Source organism: Terriglobales bacterium (assembly GCA_035561515.1).
Taxonomy (GTDB): Bacteria; Acidobacteriota; Terriglobia; order Terriglobales; family Acidobacteriaceae; genus DATMXP01.
The window spans coordinates 1-19,650 of sequence record DATMXP010000009.1; the positions used below are offsets into that span (position 1 = coordinate 1).

At 55.7% G+C, this 19,650-nt stretch carries 14 protein-coding genes and 1 tRNA gene; 10 read left to right on the top strand and 5 right to left on the bottom strand.

The window, feature by feature from the left end; translation table 11 throughout:
• The 5 genes from VN577_03525 to VN577_03545 form a co-directional block, all read left to right on the top strand.
• A partial coding sequence (locus tag VN577_03525; GenBank protein ID HWR13871.1) for a hypothetical protein occupies positions 1-457 on the top strand: 457 nt, incomplete at its 5' end.
• 486 nt (positions 458-943) lie between these two features.
• Entirely contained in the window at positions 944-1,720 is a 777-nt protein-coding gene (locus VN577_03530; GenBank protein ID HWR13872.1) for an RHS repeat-associated core domain-containing protein, read from the top strand.
• Positions 1,721-1,728: 8 nt separating this feature from the next.
• The gene (locus VN577_03535; GenBank protein HWR13873.1) at positions 1,729-2,181 is read left to right on the top strand and encodes a hypothetical protein; all 453 of its coding nucleotides are present in this window, start codon (positions 1,729-1,731) and stop codon (positions 2,179-2,181) included.
• A 749-nt stretch (positions 2,182-2,930) separates the two neighbouring features.
• The gene (locus VN577_03540) at positions 2,931-5,471 is read left to right on the top strand and encodes a protein kinase (GenBank protein ID HWR13874.1); all 2,541 of its coding nucleotides are present in this window, start codon (positions 2,931-2,933) and stop codon (positions 5,469-5,471) included.
• Positions 5,455-6,552: a hypothetical protein gene (locus VN577_03545; GenBank protein HWR13875.1), complete on the top strand. Its 1,098-nt coding sequence runs from the start codon at positions 5,455-5,457 to the stop codon at positions 6,550-6,552. The genes VN577_03540 and VN577_03545 overlap by 17 nt, the downstream gene beginning before the upstream one ends.
• A 34-nt stretch (positions 6,553-6,586) precedes the next feature.
• Here VN577_03545 and ribA read toward each other — a convergent pair whose 3' ends face one another.
• Positions 6,587-7,207: a GTP cyclohydrolase II gene (gene ribA / locus VN577_03550; protein HWR13876.1), complete on the bottom strand. Its 621-nt coding sequence runs from the start codon at positions 7,205-7,207 to the stop codon at positions 6,587-6,589.
• Between the two features lie 147 nt (positions 7,208-7,354).
• On the opposite strand from ribA, the gene VN577_03555 reads away from it, so the two are divergent.
• Both VN577_03555 and VN577_03560 read left to right on the top strand, forming a co-directional pair.
• Positions 7,355-7,430, top strand: a tRNA-Ala gene (locus VN577_03555).
• A 485-nt stretch (positions 7,431-7,915) separates the two neighbouring features.
• Complete coding sequence (locus tag VN577_03560) at positions 7,916-11,098, top strand: carboxypeptidase regulatory-like domain-containing protein (protein HWR13877.1); 3,183 nt, start codon at positions 7,916-7,918, stop codon at positions 11,096-11,098.
• A gap of 49 nt (positions 11,099-11,147) precedes the next feature.
• Here the strand turns inward: VN577_03560 and VN577_03565 are convergent, their stop codons facing one another.
• The 3 genes from VN577_03565 to VN577_03575 form a co-directional block, all read right to left on the bottom strand.
• Positions 11,148-12,749: a long-chain-fatty-acid--CoA ligase gene (locus VN577_03565; protein HWR13878.1), complete on the bottom strand. Its 1,602-nt coding sequence runs from the start codon at positions 12,747-12,749 to the stop codon at positions 11,148-11,150.
• Between the two features lie 220 nt (positions 12,750-12,969).
• Positions 12,970-13,380: a hypothetical protein gene (locus VN577_03570; GenBank protein HWR13879.1), complete on the bottom strand. Its 411-nt coding sequence runs from the start codon at positions 13,378-13,380 to the stop codon at positions 12,970-12,972.
• Positions 13,358-15,076 (bottom strand): GMC family oxidoreductase, encoded by a 1,719-nt coding sequence (locus VN577_03575; GenBank protein HWR13880.1) that lies wholly within the window; start codon positions 15,074-15,076, stop codon positions 13,358-13,360. Before VN577_03575 ends, VN577_03570 begins: the two co-directional genes overlap by 23 nt.
• Positions 15,077-15,227: 151 nt before the next feature.
• Here VN577_03575 and VN577_03580 point away from each other — a divergent pair, with 151 nt between their 5' ends.
• Together VN577_03580 and VN577_03585 are read left to right on the top strand one after the other, a co-directional pair.
• The gene (locus tag VN577_03580) at positions 15,228-16,442 is read left to right on the top strand and encodes a hydroxymethylglutaryl-CoA reductase (protein HWR13881.1); all 1,215 of its coding nucleotides are present in this window, start codon (positions 15,228-15,230) and stop codon (positions 16,440-16,442) included.
• Between the two features lie 12 nt (positions 16,443-16,454).
• The gene (locus VN577_03585; protein HWR13882.1) at positions 16,455-18,020 is read left to right on the top strand and encodes a wax ester/triacylglycerol synthase domain-containing protein; all 1,566 of its coding nucleotides are present in this window, start codon (positions 16,455-16,457) and stop codon (positions 18,018-18,020) included.
• Here the strand turns inward: VN577_03585 and VN577_03590 are convergent, their stop codons facing one another.
• The gene (locus VN577_03590; GenBank protein ID HWR13883.1) at positions 18,021-18,542 is read right to left on the bottom strand and encodes a polyhydroxyalkanoate synthesis regulator DNA-binding domain-containing protein; all 522 of its coding nucleotides are present in this window, start codon (positions 18,540-18,542) and stop codon (positions 18,021-18,023) included.
• Positions 18,543-18,638: 96 nt separating this feature from the next.
• Between VN577_03590 and VN577_03595 the strand changes: the two genes are divergently transcribed.
• The gene (locus VN577_03595) at positions 18,639-19,553 is read left to right on the top strand and encodes a hypothetical protein (protein ID HWR13884.1); all 915 of its coding nucleotides are present in this window, start codon (positions 18,639-18,641) and stop codon (positions 19,551-19,553) included.
• The last annotated feature ends 97 nt before the right edge of the window (positions 19,554-19,650 follow it).

Consider the following 19,650-nt stretch of genomic DNA (forward strand, 5'->3'; position numbering starts at 1 on the left):
AAATAGCCCAACGAACTACATTGATCCCGCAGGTCTAATCCATCAAGCCTGGAAGGAAGCTCCGTTTGATGGACGACTTCATGACGATCCTGGTGCCGGTCTCGAAATCCTCTGTACCAAAGGACGAAACAGAGCAAGTGATTTGAAAATGCTTGAGCACTCGATCCTTGTGCGTTCGTTGGAAATCGGCATGCTTCTGCAAAATGGGGAGAAACCTGACGCCGGGCACAGTTTGCGCTTGGGGCTCGAGATTGCGACTTGGAAATGTTGCAAGGACGAATGCGACAAAGACAAAAAACCCGAACCTGAAACAAATCCATTTGAAGTTCCTAAGGAATGGCAACGGTGGCTTGAAAACCGCTGGGAGGAATTGGACTATCATGTCCGCCACAACCCGCCGCCATGCTGGTGGTGCCTGGGACCGCTTCCAGGGCAAAAGCCGCAAACCAGCAACTGAAGTTAATAATGGAGTTTGCCCCTGTTGCCGACCGGTCCGAATTGAGATGGCTCTACAGCTAGCACTTAATGGTTATGACCACAGACGAAGAAGCACGTTTATTCACGGTGCTTGATCGGTATTCAAGAGAGCACTATCAATGTTTCGTATCCGAGCTTTTCTTGAACCCTTCACAGCAAGAATATGTCGTGTGTTTCCGAGCACTTGAAGCAAAGAACCTTAATCCGGGTGGTTGTTTCTACCTGCACCTTCCGATACCTGACGCGGAATCTGCCATTTCGCAAGCCAGTCCGCCTCCTAGGATCAAGGCGTCGCTCAATGAACAGCTCGCAGTTCTCAGAAGGGCGGCCCAGACATGAGCCTGTTGTGTTGCGGTTGACGACTTTCACTGGCCAACGAGCATCGCGCTGCAGACAGAAGTGGTGCTCGTTATGGCCTCCCAGCAACCGCACGGTCAGAAGAACGGCGAAAACCAATGAGCTTTTGATGTACAACGTAGCCGTCTATGCTTATGACAACACGGGGAACACATGGGGAACGGCGTGTGATTACACGGCACGGGAGTACGACGAAGAGACCGGACTTTATTACTATCGCGCCAGATACTACGACCCAAATACAGGAAGGTTCATATCGGAGGACCCGGCGGCATTTGGTGGCGGGATCGACTTTTACGCCTATGTTCACAACAGCCCGACCAACTTGGTCGACCCATACGGACTGAAGGACAATGCTTCTCCATGGCAGGTAGGTTGGGAATGGCTAACCGGCTCTGGTCCACACGCTCACTTCTTTAGTGATGGCGATCCATTTACAGAGAAACTGAGGCAGCATGAACATATCCAGGATCTCATAAACGATGTGTGCAGTGGGACACTCCCTAGCTCCGGTTCGTTCAACTATAGATTGAACGGAGCACAAGGAGTTCCAAAATACCTACGCGATTATTCGACACTCTTTACAGGCGGACTGACCGGAAATCTTGCAGTTACCTATCTCGGGACGTACGGTCTTGATTACAGCGTAACGAACGGGACTCTTAATATCCACGTCTGGAATCTCTCGACGATTTCGTCAGCGACACACCCTCCTGTGCTTGGCTACACAGGTTGGTGGAAAAACAATATCGGCGACCCACTGGATATATTGATTGAGTCCGGGCCGTTAGGGGAACCCTTTGGTCGCGCACCGATGTCGCAAACTTACCAATCGTTCGATTTTCACGAGAACCTAAGTAACCGATGTGGGTGTAATGCGAAATAGGAAGACCAATGACTAAGATAAAACTATGGCCGCTCGCGTTGCTCGCTCTCGTAGGTGTTCTCGGCTGCAATCGGGCTAACATAGCAGCCGGCGATCTTGCGGGAACATGGGTAATGAAGCAGGGGTCACGAGAAGTACTACCAAGTCCACTTAAGAACGCGTCTCCAAGAATACTCCTGCAAAAAGACGGGACATTCATCGCCTCCGAAATGCCAGGTTTACTGTATGGCGATCAGAGGGGTGCAAATCTGGATGCAGGTACTGGAACATGGAAACTAGTTTCACGAGAAGGGCGGCAAGAGATACAAGTTAATTTCTACTCGATTACAGCAGGCAGCACGCAGCTTCCTGTTCCCTACGGTACTCAGATCATGGTTTCGAAGCCATGGTCTACCGTTAACATGGAGTACTACATAGGAGATCAGGATCAAGGGGTACGGATAGAGCTCGAAAAGAAGTAAGCGTGGTCTGGCACTGGCGGGGTATGCCTACGGCGCGGGTGGATATGCTTACGACAGCGGGTTCGGACTACCGCGCCAGATACTACGACGTTACCAGCGGGTGGCGCACCCATCCAACCGCAGATGAAGTACAGACTCTAGGCTGCCTGCCGTCTCACACGACCGTGGAAAGGGCTCATCGCGTTGCGGTGCTGCGCACCGCTTCTGAAAGGCTTCGACGATGCTAACCCCGGGTTCCGTGCGCAAGGCGCACTCCACCGGGGCTATTGAATGACGTCCGCTATGCGGACTGATGCGGTGGCCTTTCCTTCACCCGCGCGACGTTTAGGGTCGGGTTGTGGAGTGACGGTCTCCGAAGGGGATTACAGCACAACAAGATCGGCAAAATACGAAAGGTGTGGTTAAGGTGCGGTGCTGCGCACCGCCACGGGACGGAGACTGTGTGTTCGAGAACCCAACGCTTACGCGTTGGGCTCCCGGTTGTGTCACCTCGCCTGCGGCGAGGTTAATGCGAGCCAGGATGGCACGCGCACAGAATGTCCGCGCAACAGCGACAGGTTCTGACCCCACCCTTACGCCGCTTCGCGGCTAAAGGATGGGGCACCCACCACTGTGTGCGATTCAGAAGGAAGGGTGCGCCACGCCATCGGTCGGCGGGCGATTCCAACAACGGTGTGACGAGTGTACAATTCTGGGCACTTTGAGTCGGTGGGTCAGGTGTCGCCGGCTCCGGATTGTGTCAATCGGCCATGGCTAGCCCTTCAGCGACTCCCAAGATTGGGAAATACAACGTTCTCGATGTGATCGGCGAGGGCGGGATGGGCATCGTCTACAAGGCGGTGGATCCCAAGATTGGACGTTTGGTCGCTATTAAGAAGATGACGGAGCGCTTCCGCCAGGACGAAGCCGTGCTACAGCGCTTTTATCGTGAGGCCCAAGCGGCCGGCACCCTGCAACATCCGAACATTGTCACCATTTACGACCTGGGCGATGACGATGGAAATGCCTACATCGTGATGGAGTACCTGAACGGGCAATCGCTGGAGAGGTTGATTGAGTCGGGGCAGCCGTTGCCGATGGCGCAGAAGCTGGACTTCATTATCCAGATATGCAGCGCCTTGCACTATGCGCATCAGCAGGGTGTGGTCCATCGCGACATTAAGCCCGCCAACGTGATCGTGCAGCCGAATGGGAGCGTCAAGCTGCTGGATTTTGGGATCGCTCATACGGTGGACAAGGGCCTGACTCGTACCGGACAGATTATCGGGACGCTGAATTACATTTCGCCGGAGCAGTTAAATGGTGCACCGGTGGACGGAAGAGCCGACATTTTTGCGACGGGCGCGATGATGTTCCAGTTGCTGACGGGGCATCTGCCGTTCGATGCGCCGCAGACGGCAGCCATCATCACACGGATTCTCCATCATGCGGTGCCATCGCTCGGTACTTATTTGAGTGATTATCCGGTTGAACTCGACCGCATCCTTCAGCGGGCCACGGCCAAGGACTGCAACCAGCGCTACCGGACGGCGGACGATTTCGGACTTGAACTGGCCGGGGTGAAAGAACGGCTGGACAGGGAAGCGATCGATGAATGCCTGGACGAGGCGCGGGCGCGGATCGTAGCCGCGGACCTGACCGGCGCGCGCAACCTGTTATCGCAGGTGTTAAAGCTGGATATCCAGAATCCGTCGGCGATCCAGGCGATGGCGGACGTTCAGCGATTGCTGGAGCAGAACGAGAACAACCAGCGGATCCAACAACTGAGGAGCGAGGCGCAGGAGGCATTTGCCGGCAGAAAGTTCACGGAAGCGATGGAACGGATCAGCGCGGCAATCAACATCGCGAAGACCGATCCCGATCTGCTCAGCTTCCGCGAAGTGATTCAGCAGGAGATGGTGCGCAAGGAGCAGGCGGGGAAGCTGCAACAGTTGGCGGAGGCAGCCCGAAAGGCCGGCCAACTGGAGATCGCCAAGAAGGTGATCGACGATGCGCTCCAAGCCGATCCGCACAATACGCAAGCGCAACTTTTTCGAGCTTCCATTGCGACAGCGATTGAAACCGAAGCGAAGGAACGAGAATTTCGTGAGCTGATCGAGCACGCGCGGAACAGCATCGCGTCAAGGCATTTCACCGAAGCCCAGGGAATCATTCTGAAAGCGGAGGCGTTGGAGCCGAATCATCGTGAGCTGGCAGCCATTAAAGAGGTTGCGCAAACCGGGGCGGCACAAGAGAAACAGCGTCGGGAAATCGAACTCTGGTGTCATGAGGTGGAGGAGTTCCTGGATGCTGCCGATTACGATTCGGCTTTCCGGCACGCAGAGCTGGGGCTGAAGAAGTTTCCGGCGGATCCGGTACTGGTAAGACAGAAGGCGCAGGCGGAGAGTCTGCAATTGCTGGCGAAGCGGGAACGAGAGGTTTTCTCCTGCGTGGCGGAGATCGAAGGGCTACTGAAGGCCGGGAATCTGAAAGATGCGGTGGAGATGGCTTCGGGCGCGGTGCGACGGTTCCCGACGGACCCGCGACTGCAGTCGGCGCTGGAGGAGTCGCTCCGGGAAGTAAAGGAAAAGTTAGGGCAGGAGGCTGCCGCCGAGTTATCACCGTTTTCACAACCGCCTTTGGGCGAGGCACCACGAGGCTCGGCCGTGGGTGAGAATCCCACGATGGATTTCAGCTCGCAGCAGGTGGTTGCGGTTCCGGCTGCTTTCGGGAATTCCGACAGCGCTGAAACGGTGATCGGGACTAGCGAACCTCCGGAACCGAAGCCAGCAGCGCCAGAGGTTGAACCGGAGCCGGAGGTAGCGGAAGTAGAAGCGGTCGTCGCGCCTGCTGCTGTTCCTGTTGCTGCCCCTGCACCTGTTCCTGCTCTAACTGCAGCGCCTGCTCTTATCGGGAAACCGGCTCGAGCGCCGAGCAGAGCAGGGATGATGATTGCGGCAGTCGTGATGCTGGTGGTTGTGGTCGGAGTGGCGACGGCGGTGAAGTTCTGGCCTCGGCATAAACCGGTTCCGCAACAGGCGGCGGTTCCGGCATCTGTCAACCTGGCAATCGATGCGATCCCGTGGGCAACGGTGGTTGAGGTCCGGCCACAGGGCGGCACGCCAATCCCAGTGAATAAGGCGACGCCGGTGTTAGTTGTAGTCCCGGCCGGTGACTACGCGATCCAGATGAAGGGGCCGGACGGGGTGGAGCACATCGGCCAACTCCGGGTGGAGGCAGGACAGCCTGCCAGATACGTACACGAGTTCCAACCTGTCGACGTGGAGAAGCTGCTTGAGTCTTATCGCTAGAGCGCTGATGTGCGTGGCGGTCGCCGTGGTGGCGGTCGGGTCTGGCGCGGCCGACCGTTCGACGACGAAGCAACTGCTGGAGCAGGCAGATGCTGCGGCGGCGGCTGGCAAGGTCGAGCAAGCGGAATCGGTGGTTTGTCCCGCGTCGGCGCAAGATCAGAAGAATAAGCAGCTGCGTGCGAAATGCGATCAGTACCGGAAGGCCGCTGAGGCACAGCGAGAGGCCGATCACAAGCATGTGAACAGGGGCGCAGCCGCAATGGCGATGAAGAATTTCGATTCTGCGGAAAGCGAATTCCGAGCGATTCAGAGCGGGTCGTACGCAAACCTTAAAAAGGAGTGGCTGGAGAAATTAGCCGCTGCCCGGGCCCAGGCAGAAAAGGAATCACAGAACAAAGAGCAGGAGCGCAAATTGGCTGAGGACGCGGCGCGGCGGAAGGAAGCCGAGTCGGTGATGAAAGCCAATCTCGATAAAGGCGTGGCTGCGTATGAGAAGAACGACTTCGCCGGCGCTCGGCAGTTGTTGGCTGGGATCACGGGAAGCTACCAGGCGCAGGCGCAGAAGTATATCGGGAACATCGATCAATACAATCGTGCGATGAACGACGGCGCAAGGTACGAAAAGTCCGGTGATTCTGGACGGGCTCTTTCGGCCTACCGAAAAGCCGCGGCGATCAAGGCCAACGGTCCGCTGAATCTGAAAGAGAAAATTGCGAATTTGCAGAAGGGCGTACCGCAGACGGAATCTGTCGCCGAGACGGTTGCACCCAGTCCTGCGGCAGATGAGCACGCACTCAAGTCTGCGCTTCAGGCCTACTACAAAGGCGATTACGCGGCTGCCGAGAATCAGCTCTCGGCGTACTCGGGAACGGAGACGAAGATGGATGCGCTGGCGCGCTTCTACCTGGGAGCGAGCAGGCTATGTCGATACTTCCTGCTCACTGATGAAGCTCAGAAGGAGCAACTGTGGCGTGCGGCGATCGCCGATCTAGGAGCGGCGAAGCACATGCCGGAGTTTGTGGCTCCGAAAGAGGCGGTGTCGCCGAGGGTGATGGAGGTCTACGAAAGTTCGGTACCGTGAGTTCAGAACTGTGAGTTCAGAAACGGGCGTAGACCTAGCGCGTGAAGAGGTGCCCCATCTTTTCTTTCTTCGTCTTCAAATAAAACTCTGAATACTTGGAGCCGGGTTCGACTTCGCAGGGGACACGTTCGACTACTTTGATTCCAGCGTTTTCGACGGCGGCAACTTTGTCGGGATTGTTGGAAAGAAGACGGACCTGGGTGACGTCGAGGGCCTTGAGGACTTCGACGGGGAGCGCGTATTCGCGGTAGTCGTTCTTGAAGCCGAGGCGCTCGTTGGCTTCGATGGTGTCGAGGCCCTGGTCCTGGAGTGCGTAGGCCTGGAGTTTGGCCATGAGCCCGATGCCGCGACCTTCCTGCTGCTCGTAAACGAGGATGCCGGCGCCGGCTTCGGCGATCATGGCGAGCGCGAGCTCGAGCTGCTGGCGGCAGTCGCAACGGAGCGAGTGGAAGACGTCTCCGGTGAGGCACTGCGAGTGGACGCGCACGAGTGGGGCGGTGGAGTGAATGTCGCCCATGACGAGCGCGACGGCGGTTTCCTTGCGACGCTCGCCGGTTGTTTCGAAATGTCCTTCGAATCCGAAAATGCGGAAATGTCCCCACCGAGTGGGGAAGTCGGCCTCAGCGACCTTGTTTACGACTTTGGAAGGGGTCACAGTTAAATTATAAGCGGGTACTCGGGATGACGCACGGGATGGGCGTCGGAGAGGTGTGAGACGCGCATCACTGAGCGTAGGTGATTGGGTTTGTAGGCGCGAGTCTTGGCGCAATGAGGAATGGTTGCTAGAATAGAAATCGAACGTGGGCGTGTAGCTCAGTTGGGAGAGCGCATCGTTCGCAACGATGAGGTCGCTGGTTCGATCCCAGTCACGTCCACCATGTTTTCAATCACTTAGCAGCCGTCCCTGGTTGCAATCTCCTTCCAATCGTTCCCATTAAATTCCAGTTAAAGACTCCAGCATCCGAAGCGTTAGGCTTAACGCAAGTCTTCTGTCTCGGAGGCGATTCGTTTTGTTAGGTCCGCTGCGGGGATGCTGTGAAGGTGCGTAGGTTTTGGTTCCCCCAAGAGGGTGCGCGGCGGTGCCATATTGGGAATGTCAGAGAATGGCGTTAACACGACCGGAGCCGACAATTGTCGACAGTGATTAACTATGTTCGGCTCGTTTGGCAGCAAATTGGGAGCTGCTTCGGACGAACTCCGCGCGTTGTATCCGATCCGCACTTCGCCAGCCATCCGTAAACCAGGAGTGCGGCGTTTGCGCCCAGCTCATTGGAATTCTAACTAGATGTTGCATGCAGGGTGTCGTTGCACTACGACGGCCCGGCCTCCCTATTCTGCTTAACGGCAAAACGGAGGAAGAACTATGCGCAACGTCGGGCTATGTCTCCTCTTCTTGCTCGCAGTCATTATGGTCGCGCCTCCAGCACTAGCGCAGGCAGACTACGCGACAGCAACTCTAAAAGGAACCGTCTTCGATCCACAGAACAAATGGATTGAAGGGGCAAACATCACTGTTAAAAACCCGAATACAGGATTCTCCCGAACGACAAACTCTGATGCCAACGGAAGCTACGTTGTACCTTTGCTTCCACCCGGCAACTATGAATTAGAGACGCAGGCAAAGGGCTTTGCCAGAGCTTTGGCAAGGTTCACGGTGAGTATCGGTCAAGCAGCAGTTCTTGACGTCCACATGCAACTGGGTGCGATGATCGAAACTGTGGAAGTCTCTGCAAATGCGGAGTTCGTTCAGGTTGATCAGACACAGCAGGCGAATACGTTGGGCATGGACGTTATCGCCGAACTGCCCAATGTGAGCCGAGATTTCACCGACTCGATTTTTACGCTACCGGGAGTATCAAGGAGCGAGGCGCCACGGGCGCAGAACCCAGGCTTCTCCGGCTTCCAGAGCTCCGGATTCTCGATCGGCGGCAGTAATGGCAGAAATAACCTGGTGACACTCGATGGCGGAGAAGGCGACTACGGCTCGGGCCAGCTTAGAACGCCGCATGTACCGTTGGAGTCGATCCAGGAATTCCAGGTAAACCGAAGCTCATTTGCAGCAGAGTTTGGTTTCACAACCGGAACTGCAATCAACCTGGTAACGAAGAGCGGCACGAACGCGTGGCGCGGAACAGCGTATGCCTTCTTCCGGGACGAGCACACCGATGCCTCGAACTACTTCGCGCCGAGAAGCGGGGATAAGGCGTTCGAACAAAACTTTGTGCCGGGCTTTAGTCTGGGCGGCCCAATCATCCCGAACAAGCTGTTCTTCTTTACTGCCTATGAATTCACGAAGCAGGACACCCCGCAATTCCGAAGCTACTCGACGAGCTCACAGGCGCAGGGCATCCAGTCGAATGCGGAGCAATTGAACTATGTCAATGGACTCATGACTTCCGGCGATGCGGCGCTCCAGGGGATCGGGGGACAATTGATGTACCTGCTAACCCCGAAGAATTTCCCGAACACATCAAAATTGCTGGATCCGAATTCAGGCGTCTTCAACGACTGGAAGAAGTTCCACAACTGGGTGACCCGCGTTGACCTGCAACCGAATCAAAGTGACGCATTCTCCTTCCGGTTTTCTTTCATGCAAGATGACGCCAGCAGAATGTACGTGCTGGACCCGCTGAATTCTCCTGACGACGCAACCATCCAGTATTGGCGCGATTACACCCTGCTCGGTAACTGGAACCACATTTTCAGCCCGAAGCTGGTTAATCAGTTGCGAGTGCAAGTGGTTCCGAGCGACACAGCAGATGTGCTGGTTGCAGCACCCAACACGACATACCTGCGGATTGGGAGCCTCGGTAACTTCCGAGGAGAGCAGTACGAGCCCTACTTCTGTCGTCAGCGTCGTTTTCAATTCGAAGACAGCCTGGCATTGACCTTCGGAAAGCACACGATGAAGTTCGGCGGCTCGTATCGACCCGTCAGCTATTTTGTTCATGATGAGCTTTGGTTTGGAGGGCAGTTCCAGTTTTACGATGGAACGATCCCCATCGTGGCCGGCATTTATCCGCTGGGCAGCGCGGAAGCTAGCGCTCTCGTGCAGTACAACCTGACGCACGGGCTTCCTGCACTGGGAACCGCCGGAACGAACCTCAGCGCACTTCAATCCTATGCTCTAGGGATTCCAGTTGCATTCCGGCAGGGTTATGGGAATCCGAATTGGTCGGACTGGGGGCACTACTTTGGCGTGTATGCGCAGGATTCGTGGAAGATTACGAATAACCTGACGATGGATTTTGGCGGGCGCATTGATTACGACGCTGAACCTGCACCGCTGCCGAGCCACCTCTTCTTTTCTCCGCGGCTGGGGATCGCATGGAACCCGGACGGAGAAGGAAAGACGGTGGTGCGTTTGGGCGGCGGCATGTTTGTTGCGCCTGTGAACTTCTTCATCAGCTACATCGTGAACCTTCTCGATGATTCCGGCCGATATATCAACCAAGTAGCGACGAACCTGAGTCTGAATCCTCCGGATACGACGATCGTCAAACTCTGGAAGATGGGCATTGCCAGCGGGAAGCTCCCGTTTCGCAAGCTGAACGAAACGGACCTTGCTGCGGTGGGTTTACCGGTGGGTCCGGGACTCCCAGGCCGGATCGTTCTACAGCCCTCCGACGACTATACGAATCCATACTCGATACAGGCGAGTTTAAGCGTCCAGCGCCAGCTCGCTCACAACACCAGCTTCGACGTTGCATATCACATGTACCGGGGATTACATCTCCAGTTGCCTCGTGACGGTAACGTGAAGGAGACCGGGGTGGTTGATGACTTCATCGGTCCCATCTATGCGGCGATCGATCCGACGTTGGTGCAGCGTGAGATCTATTCATCGATCGGCAAATCTATCTACCACGGCCTGACTACCTCGTTGTCTCGGCGTACGTCGCGCTTGCAGATGCAAGTGAACTACAGCTTCAGCAAGACCATCGACGACAACACGGACTTCAACAATGACTTCATGCCGTTCCGCCCAACGCGAATGGAACTGGAGCGCGCGATCTCTTCGTTCAACATCAAACACAACTTCGTTGCAAACGCGGTGTACTTCACTCCCTTCAAGCGTGGAGGTTTCCTGTCGACCGCTTTGGCCGACATTACAATCTCGCCCATTGTCTCGCTACGGAGTGGCATACCATTCACGGTTCGCGTACCCGGAATGCAGAACGGGACCAAGGGTGAGTCACTGTATGCGCGCCCGTGGCATGCTCCTCGCAATTCGGGTCTTGGACCGGCCTTCTTCTCGATGGATCTCCGATTGACGAAGTCGTTTTATCTCGGGAAGAACACTGAAAAGAAGTTGCAGTTCCTGGCCGAAGGAACAAACATCCTCAACCACACGAATTTCAGTGCAGTGAATGATGTCTTTCCGGCGGACCGAAATCCATTCCAACTCGGTCCATATAACATCGACTTGCTGAACGGCCCTTACAATTTCCAGGGGACACGTGAACTCGATCGCTCGCAGCCGTTGGGGTTCAAGGCTGCGTTCGATCCGCGACAGATCCAGTTCGGGCTGAAATTCATCTTCTGACTTAAAGAAAAAGGGGAGGCGAAATCCCTCCCCCTATCTTCCCGTCCAGTCACACGGCCGCAGGCATTTGCCAATACTTCTTTCGTAGCTCGTATTTCAGGACCTTCCCGAGCCCGTTCTTGGGCAGCGAATCCACGAAATCTATCAGCCGGGGGCACTTATAGTGGGCGAGGTGTGAGCGGCAGAAACCAAGCAACTCGTCTTCCGTGCAATACGAACCGGGCCTGAGCGTTACAACGGCGCGTGGAACTTCTCCCCAGTGGGGGTCCGGTACAGGAATTACGGCCGCTTCCAGAACCGCCGGGTGGGAGCCCAGGATGCTTTCGATTTCAAGAGAGGAGATGTTTTCGCCGCCGCTGATGATGATGTCCTTTTGACGATCCACAATGTGGATGTAGTTGTTGTCATCGATCGTCGCAAGATCGCCTGTGTGGAACCATCCATCCATGAGTGCACGCCGAGTGGCGTCGGGCTGCCGCCAGTATCCCGCCATAATGCCGTCTCCGCGAGCGATGACCTCACCTACGGATTGTGAATTGGCGGGGATATCCTCGTCGTCTGCACCGACAACGCGGAGTTCCACCCCCGGTATTGCATATCCGGTTTTCGCTTCGAGTACACCATCGGCGGTACGGTCGAGGCCTGCCTTGAGAGGAGATAGAGCGAGGACCGGGGAGGTTTCGGTCAAGCCATAACCAGAGAAACACACGCAGTTCAGCTTTTGCTGAACTTCACGAACGAGAGCGGGCGAAACGGCGGCGCCACCAAAGATGATTCGTTTCAGGCTGGAAAGGTCGTACTTGGTCCGTGCCTCCGAATTGACAAGGGCGACAGCCATGGCCGGGACGAGGCAGCAACTCTGGGCGCGCTCCTGCTGTATGAGTCGAAATACATGCTCGGGATCGAAGAGATGCATCATCACGTGCGTGGCACCAACGAGAGTCACGACGTGGGCGGCCCCCCAGCCATTCGCGTGAAAGAGCGGGATGGTGTGTAACTGGATGTCCTCGCACGAAAGATGTCCGATGGTGGTAGGGGATGTCTGAAGCGCGACGATGACACTCAGGGCGTGCAGGTAGATGTTGCGGTGGGTCAACATCACACCCTTGGGCCGGTCGCTAGTGCCACTGGTGTAAAAGAGTTCGGCAGTGGCGTTTTCGTCTGTTTTCGTAAAGTCACATTCAACAGGAGCGGATCGCGAAAGCAGGTCCTCGTAGTTATCGGGCGAGATACCAGAGACATCGTGGCGGCCATCGAGCAATATCATCTGCTCGAGCGTGGGCACCATTTTCTTCAAAGCAGGCACGAGGGGAGCGAATCTCGATTCGAGAAACAAGAGCCTGGCTCCTGAGTCGTTCAGGATGTAGGCCAGATCGGCAGGTGTAAGACGGACATTGAGCGGAAGCAGGATACAGCCAGCTTCCAACACGCCGTAATATGCCTCCAGCAGACGATGACAATTTGTGCTCAAGAATGCGACAGGCTCGTTGGGTCGAGCGCCAATTGACGCGAGCGCCCCACAAAGCCGCAAAGCCCTCTCTGAAAATTGATCGTATGTAAACCGCTGCTGATCGCAAACCACTGCGGTGCGATTCGGGAACTGGTCGCGTGCATAACGAAGGAATCGGATAGGTGTGAGCGGCAGGTTCATCGGAGTTCCTTTTTGTTGCGATAAGAATGGCAACCAGAATCTGAGCGAATGTCAGGAACCGAACTTTCCCCTGGCTTGAAGCGTCGAACCAGGCTGGAAGCGGCAAAGTACCGTCCTTTGTGTCCAACGCCTCACATATCTTCCTACAACTTCGGTAGATGAGACCCTGAATCAAAGCGCCGAAATACGCAATTCCCATTGCGGGAATCGAATTTCGACACTAGTGTTTTGAGGGTTTAGGGATTGCGCTTTCAGCCAACTCAATCGCGCTCTGCAGGAGATCCCAGGAGGCGATCGCTTTTCGGCAACCTTCACGAGCGAGTGAAGTGCTCAGTTCTCGCTCGGCTTCGTCGAATGTAGACTCAGCGTCGTCACGCGCTTTGCGAGCATCGGCATCGGCCTGACGTAAACGGCAGGCGAGTGGTTCTCTGCAATTGACGTCGGCGTAAGCCCGTTTCTGCTCCGTATTCCATTTAGCGTGAACTTCAGCCTGCAACTTGTCCAAGGCGGCGTTCGCGGCATCCGCAACCTTGCGGACGCGTTTCTTCTCTCTAAGCCACTTCATCACTGACCAGTGGATCGCCTCATTCATCAGGGCCTTTGCTTCTTCAACTGCCGGCAAGGTTTCCATGTTCGGCTCCTGTGTGAAAGTGAGCAGCATCGTTCCACGCGTGTTTGCTCTTCACTGGAATAAAAGACATGGCACGCTCAGCGAGCGCGGTGATGGTAAGGCTCGGATTGACGCCAAGGTTCGCCGCGACAACGGAGCCGTCGCAGATATACATGTTGGTGTATCCGTAGACACGATGCCTGGCGTCAACAACGCCGTCAGTGGGTGTGGCCGCGATGACGCAACCTCCGAGGCAGTGCGCAGTGCCCGGAACGTTGAAAAGGATTTCAGGAAGCATGCTCATGGCCGTTCCGCCAGCGATGGCTGCGAATTTCTCGGCGAAGTCGTTTGCTTGCGGAATGTAGGTGGGGATGGGGTCACCCGTGCTTACCATGACCTTACGGAAGGGCCAAAACCACGGACGGCTCCAGCGCATACTGATGTGTGCGTCGAGGGCTTGCATGCATAGCAGGATCACTGATTCTCGAGCCCATCTCCACGGCATCAGCACACGCAATGTATGAAGTGGCCGTTTCAGCAGCGATGTACATATACCGATTACCCACTTGGCAATCCGGATTGGGCCAGGAGATCCGCGCGTGAGGATGGTCGAAAGCAAACTCATCGCATTCGACCCGTCGGGATATCGAACAGCCTCGATATGGGTATGCTGGTCGATGTAGATGCCGGAACCAATAGCTACTCCTTTGGAAAGGTCGTCACCCGATCCAGGGATGCGCACGCCGATCAACGATTCCGAGTTGGTGCGCACGTGATCTCCGAGCCGACTGCTGATCCGAGGCAAGGAATTCTTCTCTTTGAGCCTGAAAAGCAGTTCCATGGTTCCCAGCGAAGAAGCACTAAAGACCACGCCTCGACAGGTAAAACGCTGCTTGTGAGGCAGTATCGATGTGGATTTCACCACGTCGATCTCGTATCCGGTACTTCCGTCGGTCGAGTCGCCTGACGGGCGAACATCGACCACCTTGGTTTCCGGGAATATCTGCGCCCCGTATTTCTCCGCCAGATACAGGTAATTCAGATCGAGCGTGTTTTTCGCTCCGTGACGGCAGCCCATCATGCAACCGCCACAGGCGCGACAAGGCGTTCGGTCTGGGCCTTCGCCTCCAAAGAAGGGATCGGGGACACTCTCGCCCGTAGCCTCTCCAGTAGCAGATTGGAAGATGGCAACGTGCGTCCGGTAAAACGTGTTGCCAACGCCGGTTGAGTCGGCAGCCTTCCGAAGAAGCATATCTGCGGGACCGAGGATCCTGTTTTCTATAACGCCCAGCATGCGGCTAGCAGTGCCGTAATGGCCGGGCATTTCCGATTTCCAATCAACGAGGCCCGCCCACGATCCCGAGTCCCACACCGCGTCGGGTGGCCTGAGAAGCGTAGCCGCGTAGGTGATGGAGCCTCCTCCGACAGCGCAACCATGGAGGATTGTGATGTGCCGGAAAAACCGCATGTTGAAGAAGCCGCGGAGCGCGAGTTTAGGGCGCCACAACCAGCGGTGAAGGACCCAATTGGATGAGGGCAGATTGTCGGGTGTCCAGCGACGCCCCATTTCCATCACGGCGACGCGGAATCCCTTTTCGGTGAGCCTTAGCGCGCTAACGCTTCCGCCAAATCCGGAGCCGATCACGATGAAGTCGAAATCGAATTCTTGCGGCGTCGCCATCTCAGTAATGACAACGCCTGCCGGGAACTTGTTCAAGCCGAAATGTACGTAGAAGCCCGTGCCATTTTGGGAAAGTCGTAACTTTTCGCGTTATGAGGACGGTATTTCCTCTGGCGGCTGAGGCTATGATCTCTGTACCACTTGGGCCGCCAGTGCCCATGATCGCCAGCTCCAATCGGGGGCATTTATGGCGCCAGCTATTTCCGAGAAAGAAGTCCTTGGCCTGCTGCATTCGCGTCGATCAGTTCCGCGCGATCGGGTGAACGACTACACAACCGATTGTGCCGATAAGCGACGAAAGTTTCTGGAGGATGTCGCACAAGTCGAGCTGAACCATGTTGCTTCGTACTCATTCTCCCCATCGGTGGTTCGAGGGAACATCGAGAATTTCATCGGGGTTGCGCAGGTTCCGATTGGTGTTGCAGGCCCGCTGACCATTCATGGTGAATACGCCCAGGGTGAATTCTACGTTCCACTCGCGACGACAGAAGGGGCACTGGTCGCCAGTTATAACCGCGGAATGCGTCTGCTAAGTGCGTGCGGAGGAATCAAGACGACGGTGGTGGACGATGCCATGCAGAGAGCCCCCGTGTTTAGTTTCTCCGATGCAGTTGAAGCCCGAGAATTCGGAGTCTGGATAGATGAGCATCTGGAGGAGATTCGGAAGAAGGCAGAAGAAACCACGCGCATAGGCAGGCTCAAGAGCATCAACCAATTTGCCGTAGGGCCACTGAGGTTTCTGCGCTTCAATTACTCGACCGGTGATGCCGCTGGACAAAATATGAGCAGCAAAGCTACCTATGCGGCCTGCGAGTGGATACAGCGCAACTATCCGCGAAAATGTGAATATTTCCTCACCGGGAATATCGATACTGACAAGAAACACTCGCACATAAACGTTTTGTCCGGGCGCGGGAAGAGGGTGGTCGCGGAAGCTATCCTGCAGCGGGACCTATTGCACAAGTACCTGCACATTGATATTGCCGATTTGGCCCGCATGCGGGAAGTGCAGATGACCGGTGCGTTTCTTGCTGGAGCATCGAGTAATTGCGCACACGCAGCGAACGGCCTCGCTGCCCTTTTCATCGCTACCGGCCAAGATGCGGCAAACATCGCGGAATCGCATGCAGCGATCACTTATACACGTTCGCTTCCGGACGGGAACTTCTATTGGTCGATCACTCTGCCTTCGCTGATTGTCGCGACATATGGCGGGGGAACAGGCCTGGCGACGCAGCGACAATGCCTGGAGCTTCTGGGTTGCTATGGAGCAGGGAAGGTACAGAAATTTGCGGAGATCTGTGCCGCAGTAGTGCTAGCCGGTGAAACTTCTCTCGTCGGCGCCATCGTACACGGCGACTGGGTTACAGCCCACGAGAACCTGGGTCGCAATCGCCGGTAAAGGATCACTAACGTGACGCTCGCAATATCCGATCGTGAATGTCTCTCTTTCGGCGACGCGCTCTTCCTATATCTTGAACGCGACGGTATGCCGCTCCATGTGGCTTCACTCTGTATATTCGATGGAAATCTGACACTGAACGCGCTACGTCGACAGATCAAGGGACGGTTGTCGGAGGTCCCGAGATTTCAGCACAAGGTCGTTCCGCCTGCTTGGATCTTCGGCGTTCCCACGTGGGAACGTGATGCAGATTTCCGGATAGAGAACCATATTCGCGAGGTCAGACTCAGGCGCGGTGACCAACCCGAACTCCAGAAGCGAGCGCAGGAGATCTTAAGCACACGACTTGAGCGGCACCGACCGCTTTGGGATATGACCCTCTTCACACACCTTCAAGAAAACAAAAGCGCGGTGTTGCTGCGTGTGCATCATTCGGTAGCGGACGGAATCTCGGGTGTCGAGTTGATGAAAGTGATCATGGACAGATCTCCTGATCCGAGAAGCAGCGGATCGAGAAAAAAAGAGGCTGGCGCGGCGCCATTCACTCACGCCGGCAGCAGAGTACTGGAGAGCATGGCATCTTCAGTGTTCTACAACATTGATCGAATTCTGAATGCCGAATCGGAGTTGCTCACGTTTGCTCAGCAAGTGGTTGCGAATGGAACCCACGAGACCGACAAAGATCATGACAACGACAAGGTTCACGGTCCTTTACTCGATGAACTGAGAAACATGGCTCCTGAATCGCTGAGCGCAACGGAACCGCTCCCGTTCAACGTTGTTTGCCGAGGGCCACAGAAGTTCGTGTGGGCGGAGATTCCGTTCAATGAGATCAGGGCTGTTAAGAGGCACTTCGGAACAACCGTCAACGATGTGGTGCTGGCATTGGTGGCTTCGATTGTAGGCGGCTATCTGCGAGCGCATCACGTAGCTTCGGACAAACGCCTGCTGAGAGTGGTTATCCCGGTGAGCTCGCGAAGCAGAGCCCAGAATGGAGACCTGGGTAATCGAATCAGCTTTGTACCTGTCAGCGTTCCGCTCGGGAAGACGAGTGTACCGAAATTGCTGGATGATGTGCATGAACGAACGCAGCTTTTAAAGAACACGAAGCTGGCGGAGTTAATTGCATTTTGCGGGACCATGATGGGAGTGATACCAACTCCCTTGCAGGCCTTTCTCGGACCACTGGTAAGCCAGTTGCCTTTGAACCTCTGCAACCTGATCTGCACTAATGTGCCGGGTCCGCCGGAACCTCTCTACATCGCCGGGCATCGGCTCGTCGCCTGCTACCCATACGTCCCGATCGGCGGAACCATGGGCATGAACTGCGCGGTGCTCACCTACAACGGCAAGGCTTTCTTCGGTTTCACAGGTGATGTAAATGGCATTCCAGACCTGGAACTGTTGCCGACGCTACTCGCTTCCAGTTTTGCGAAACTGTACAAATGCGTGCCTGTAACACGGACTACCAGCAAGAAGAAGGCACCGACCCGAATCGTAGAGACAGCCACCCGAAGACCGCCTAGGGCGACAACGGCCGAGCCAGTCAGAGCGATGGCAATGACTGCCGCTGGATAGCTAGTGATTCTTCGTGGCGGCCGTCTTCCGGGTGTTACCGCGACTCTTCCTGAGTTCAGACTCCAGTTCCGATATCCGTCTGCGTAAGCGCTCGAGTTCTTCTGAGTTCGTGGATGCCACTGGGTTGGGCAGCAGTTGCCGTACGGCGTCGAGAGGTGAGAGGACGGCTGAGCCCAGTTTTACGAGGCCATCCTGAAGTGCAGATTGAACGGTATGGTAGTTGTCAAAGGCGGATTTCAGGTACCAGGCCATGAACTCCTGCCGGACGTGGTCTGTTGCCATTACTAATTGCTTCAGCAGTTCCAGAGGGAGCGCTGACGGCCGCCCCTTCGCATCCTCCACGATGATCTGCGTCAGCACCACGCGCGTAAGGTCCTGCTTTGTCCTTGCATCGACCACCTGAACGTCTTTCCCATTTCGGACCAGTGCTGCAATGTCGTCCAGGTTGACATATCGACTGGCGTAAGTGTCGTAGAGTCTACGGTTTGCGTATTTCTTGATGACGACTCTTCTGTTCTCCACCGACTAAACCCTCTGCTGCGATGCAATATTACATTGACACAGGCAATGGTCAAGCCTACTGTTCTCTTATGCTGCGTTGCAGCAAAGGAGGTTGTAATGCCACGTGAATCGAAAGCGGAGCCTCCGGTTCGTAACATCCCCCCTTCCTCGTTCTTTTCGCTTTTATCCGGCTGGGTTCAGCAGGGCGTTGAAAGCTTCTTTGCTACCCAACGAGTGCTCGTAGATGTCGCCATGCGGCAGAACGCGATGGCGATGAAGAGCCTTCGGGACACACTCTCCGACCCTGAGAATTCGCCCACAGCGCTGCTCACGGAACTGGCGGTTGAAGGCACCTCCAGTTTTATCGAGGCGCAAAGGATCCTGCTGACGCTCGTGCAACAGGAAAACGAAGTGATCATGAATGGCCTTAAAGAGAGGACAGGCGGATCTGCTCCCGCGATTGCGCTTACTGACGGAATTCGTCGCAGCATCGACACCTATGTCGAGATGCAACATGAATTCCTGCGCATGACGAAAAAACAAACTATGAACTGGCTTCAGTCGGTCAAGTCCGGCAAAGGTTACGATACGTCGCACATGTCGCAACTGGCGCATGAAGCAATGGATAACTTCGTCAAAAGCCAGAAGAAGTTCCTTGATATTGTTGCCCAGGAAACCACCAAGGCGACCAGCGGCAAACCAGCCGAGAAGATGAAACCCACTGAGCTCTCCAAACTGGCGCGCGAAGGCGTCGGCGCTTTCATCGAGGCGCAGAAGAAGCTCCTCGACGTTGCCGGCGAACAGATGACTGTTAACCTCGACACCGCCACAAGAGCGATGGGCCTGCTGAATCCTGCTCGGCTGTTGCCCATGGCGAACTTCACAGGAGAAGGCGTGAGGAACTTCGTGGAAGCCGAAAAGGCTTTAATCGACTCAATGATGAAGCCGCGCAACGGCGCCAAGTCTACCAAGTCCGCTCCCCCTGCACGGCGTGTGAAACGAGCCCGAAAGGCGGTCGCTGCGGCGGCATAAGCAGTGGAGGCCGGATCCGTAGCGGAGCCAGCCTCCAGACACCGACGATGACACAGACAACAGGAAATATGCAGGTTTCATCAATCTATGTTGGGGC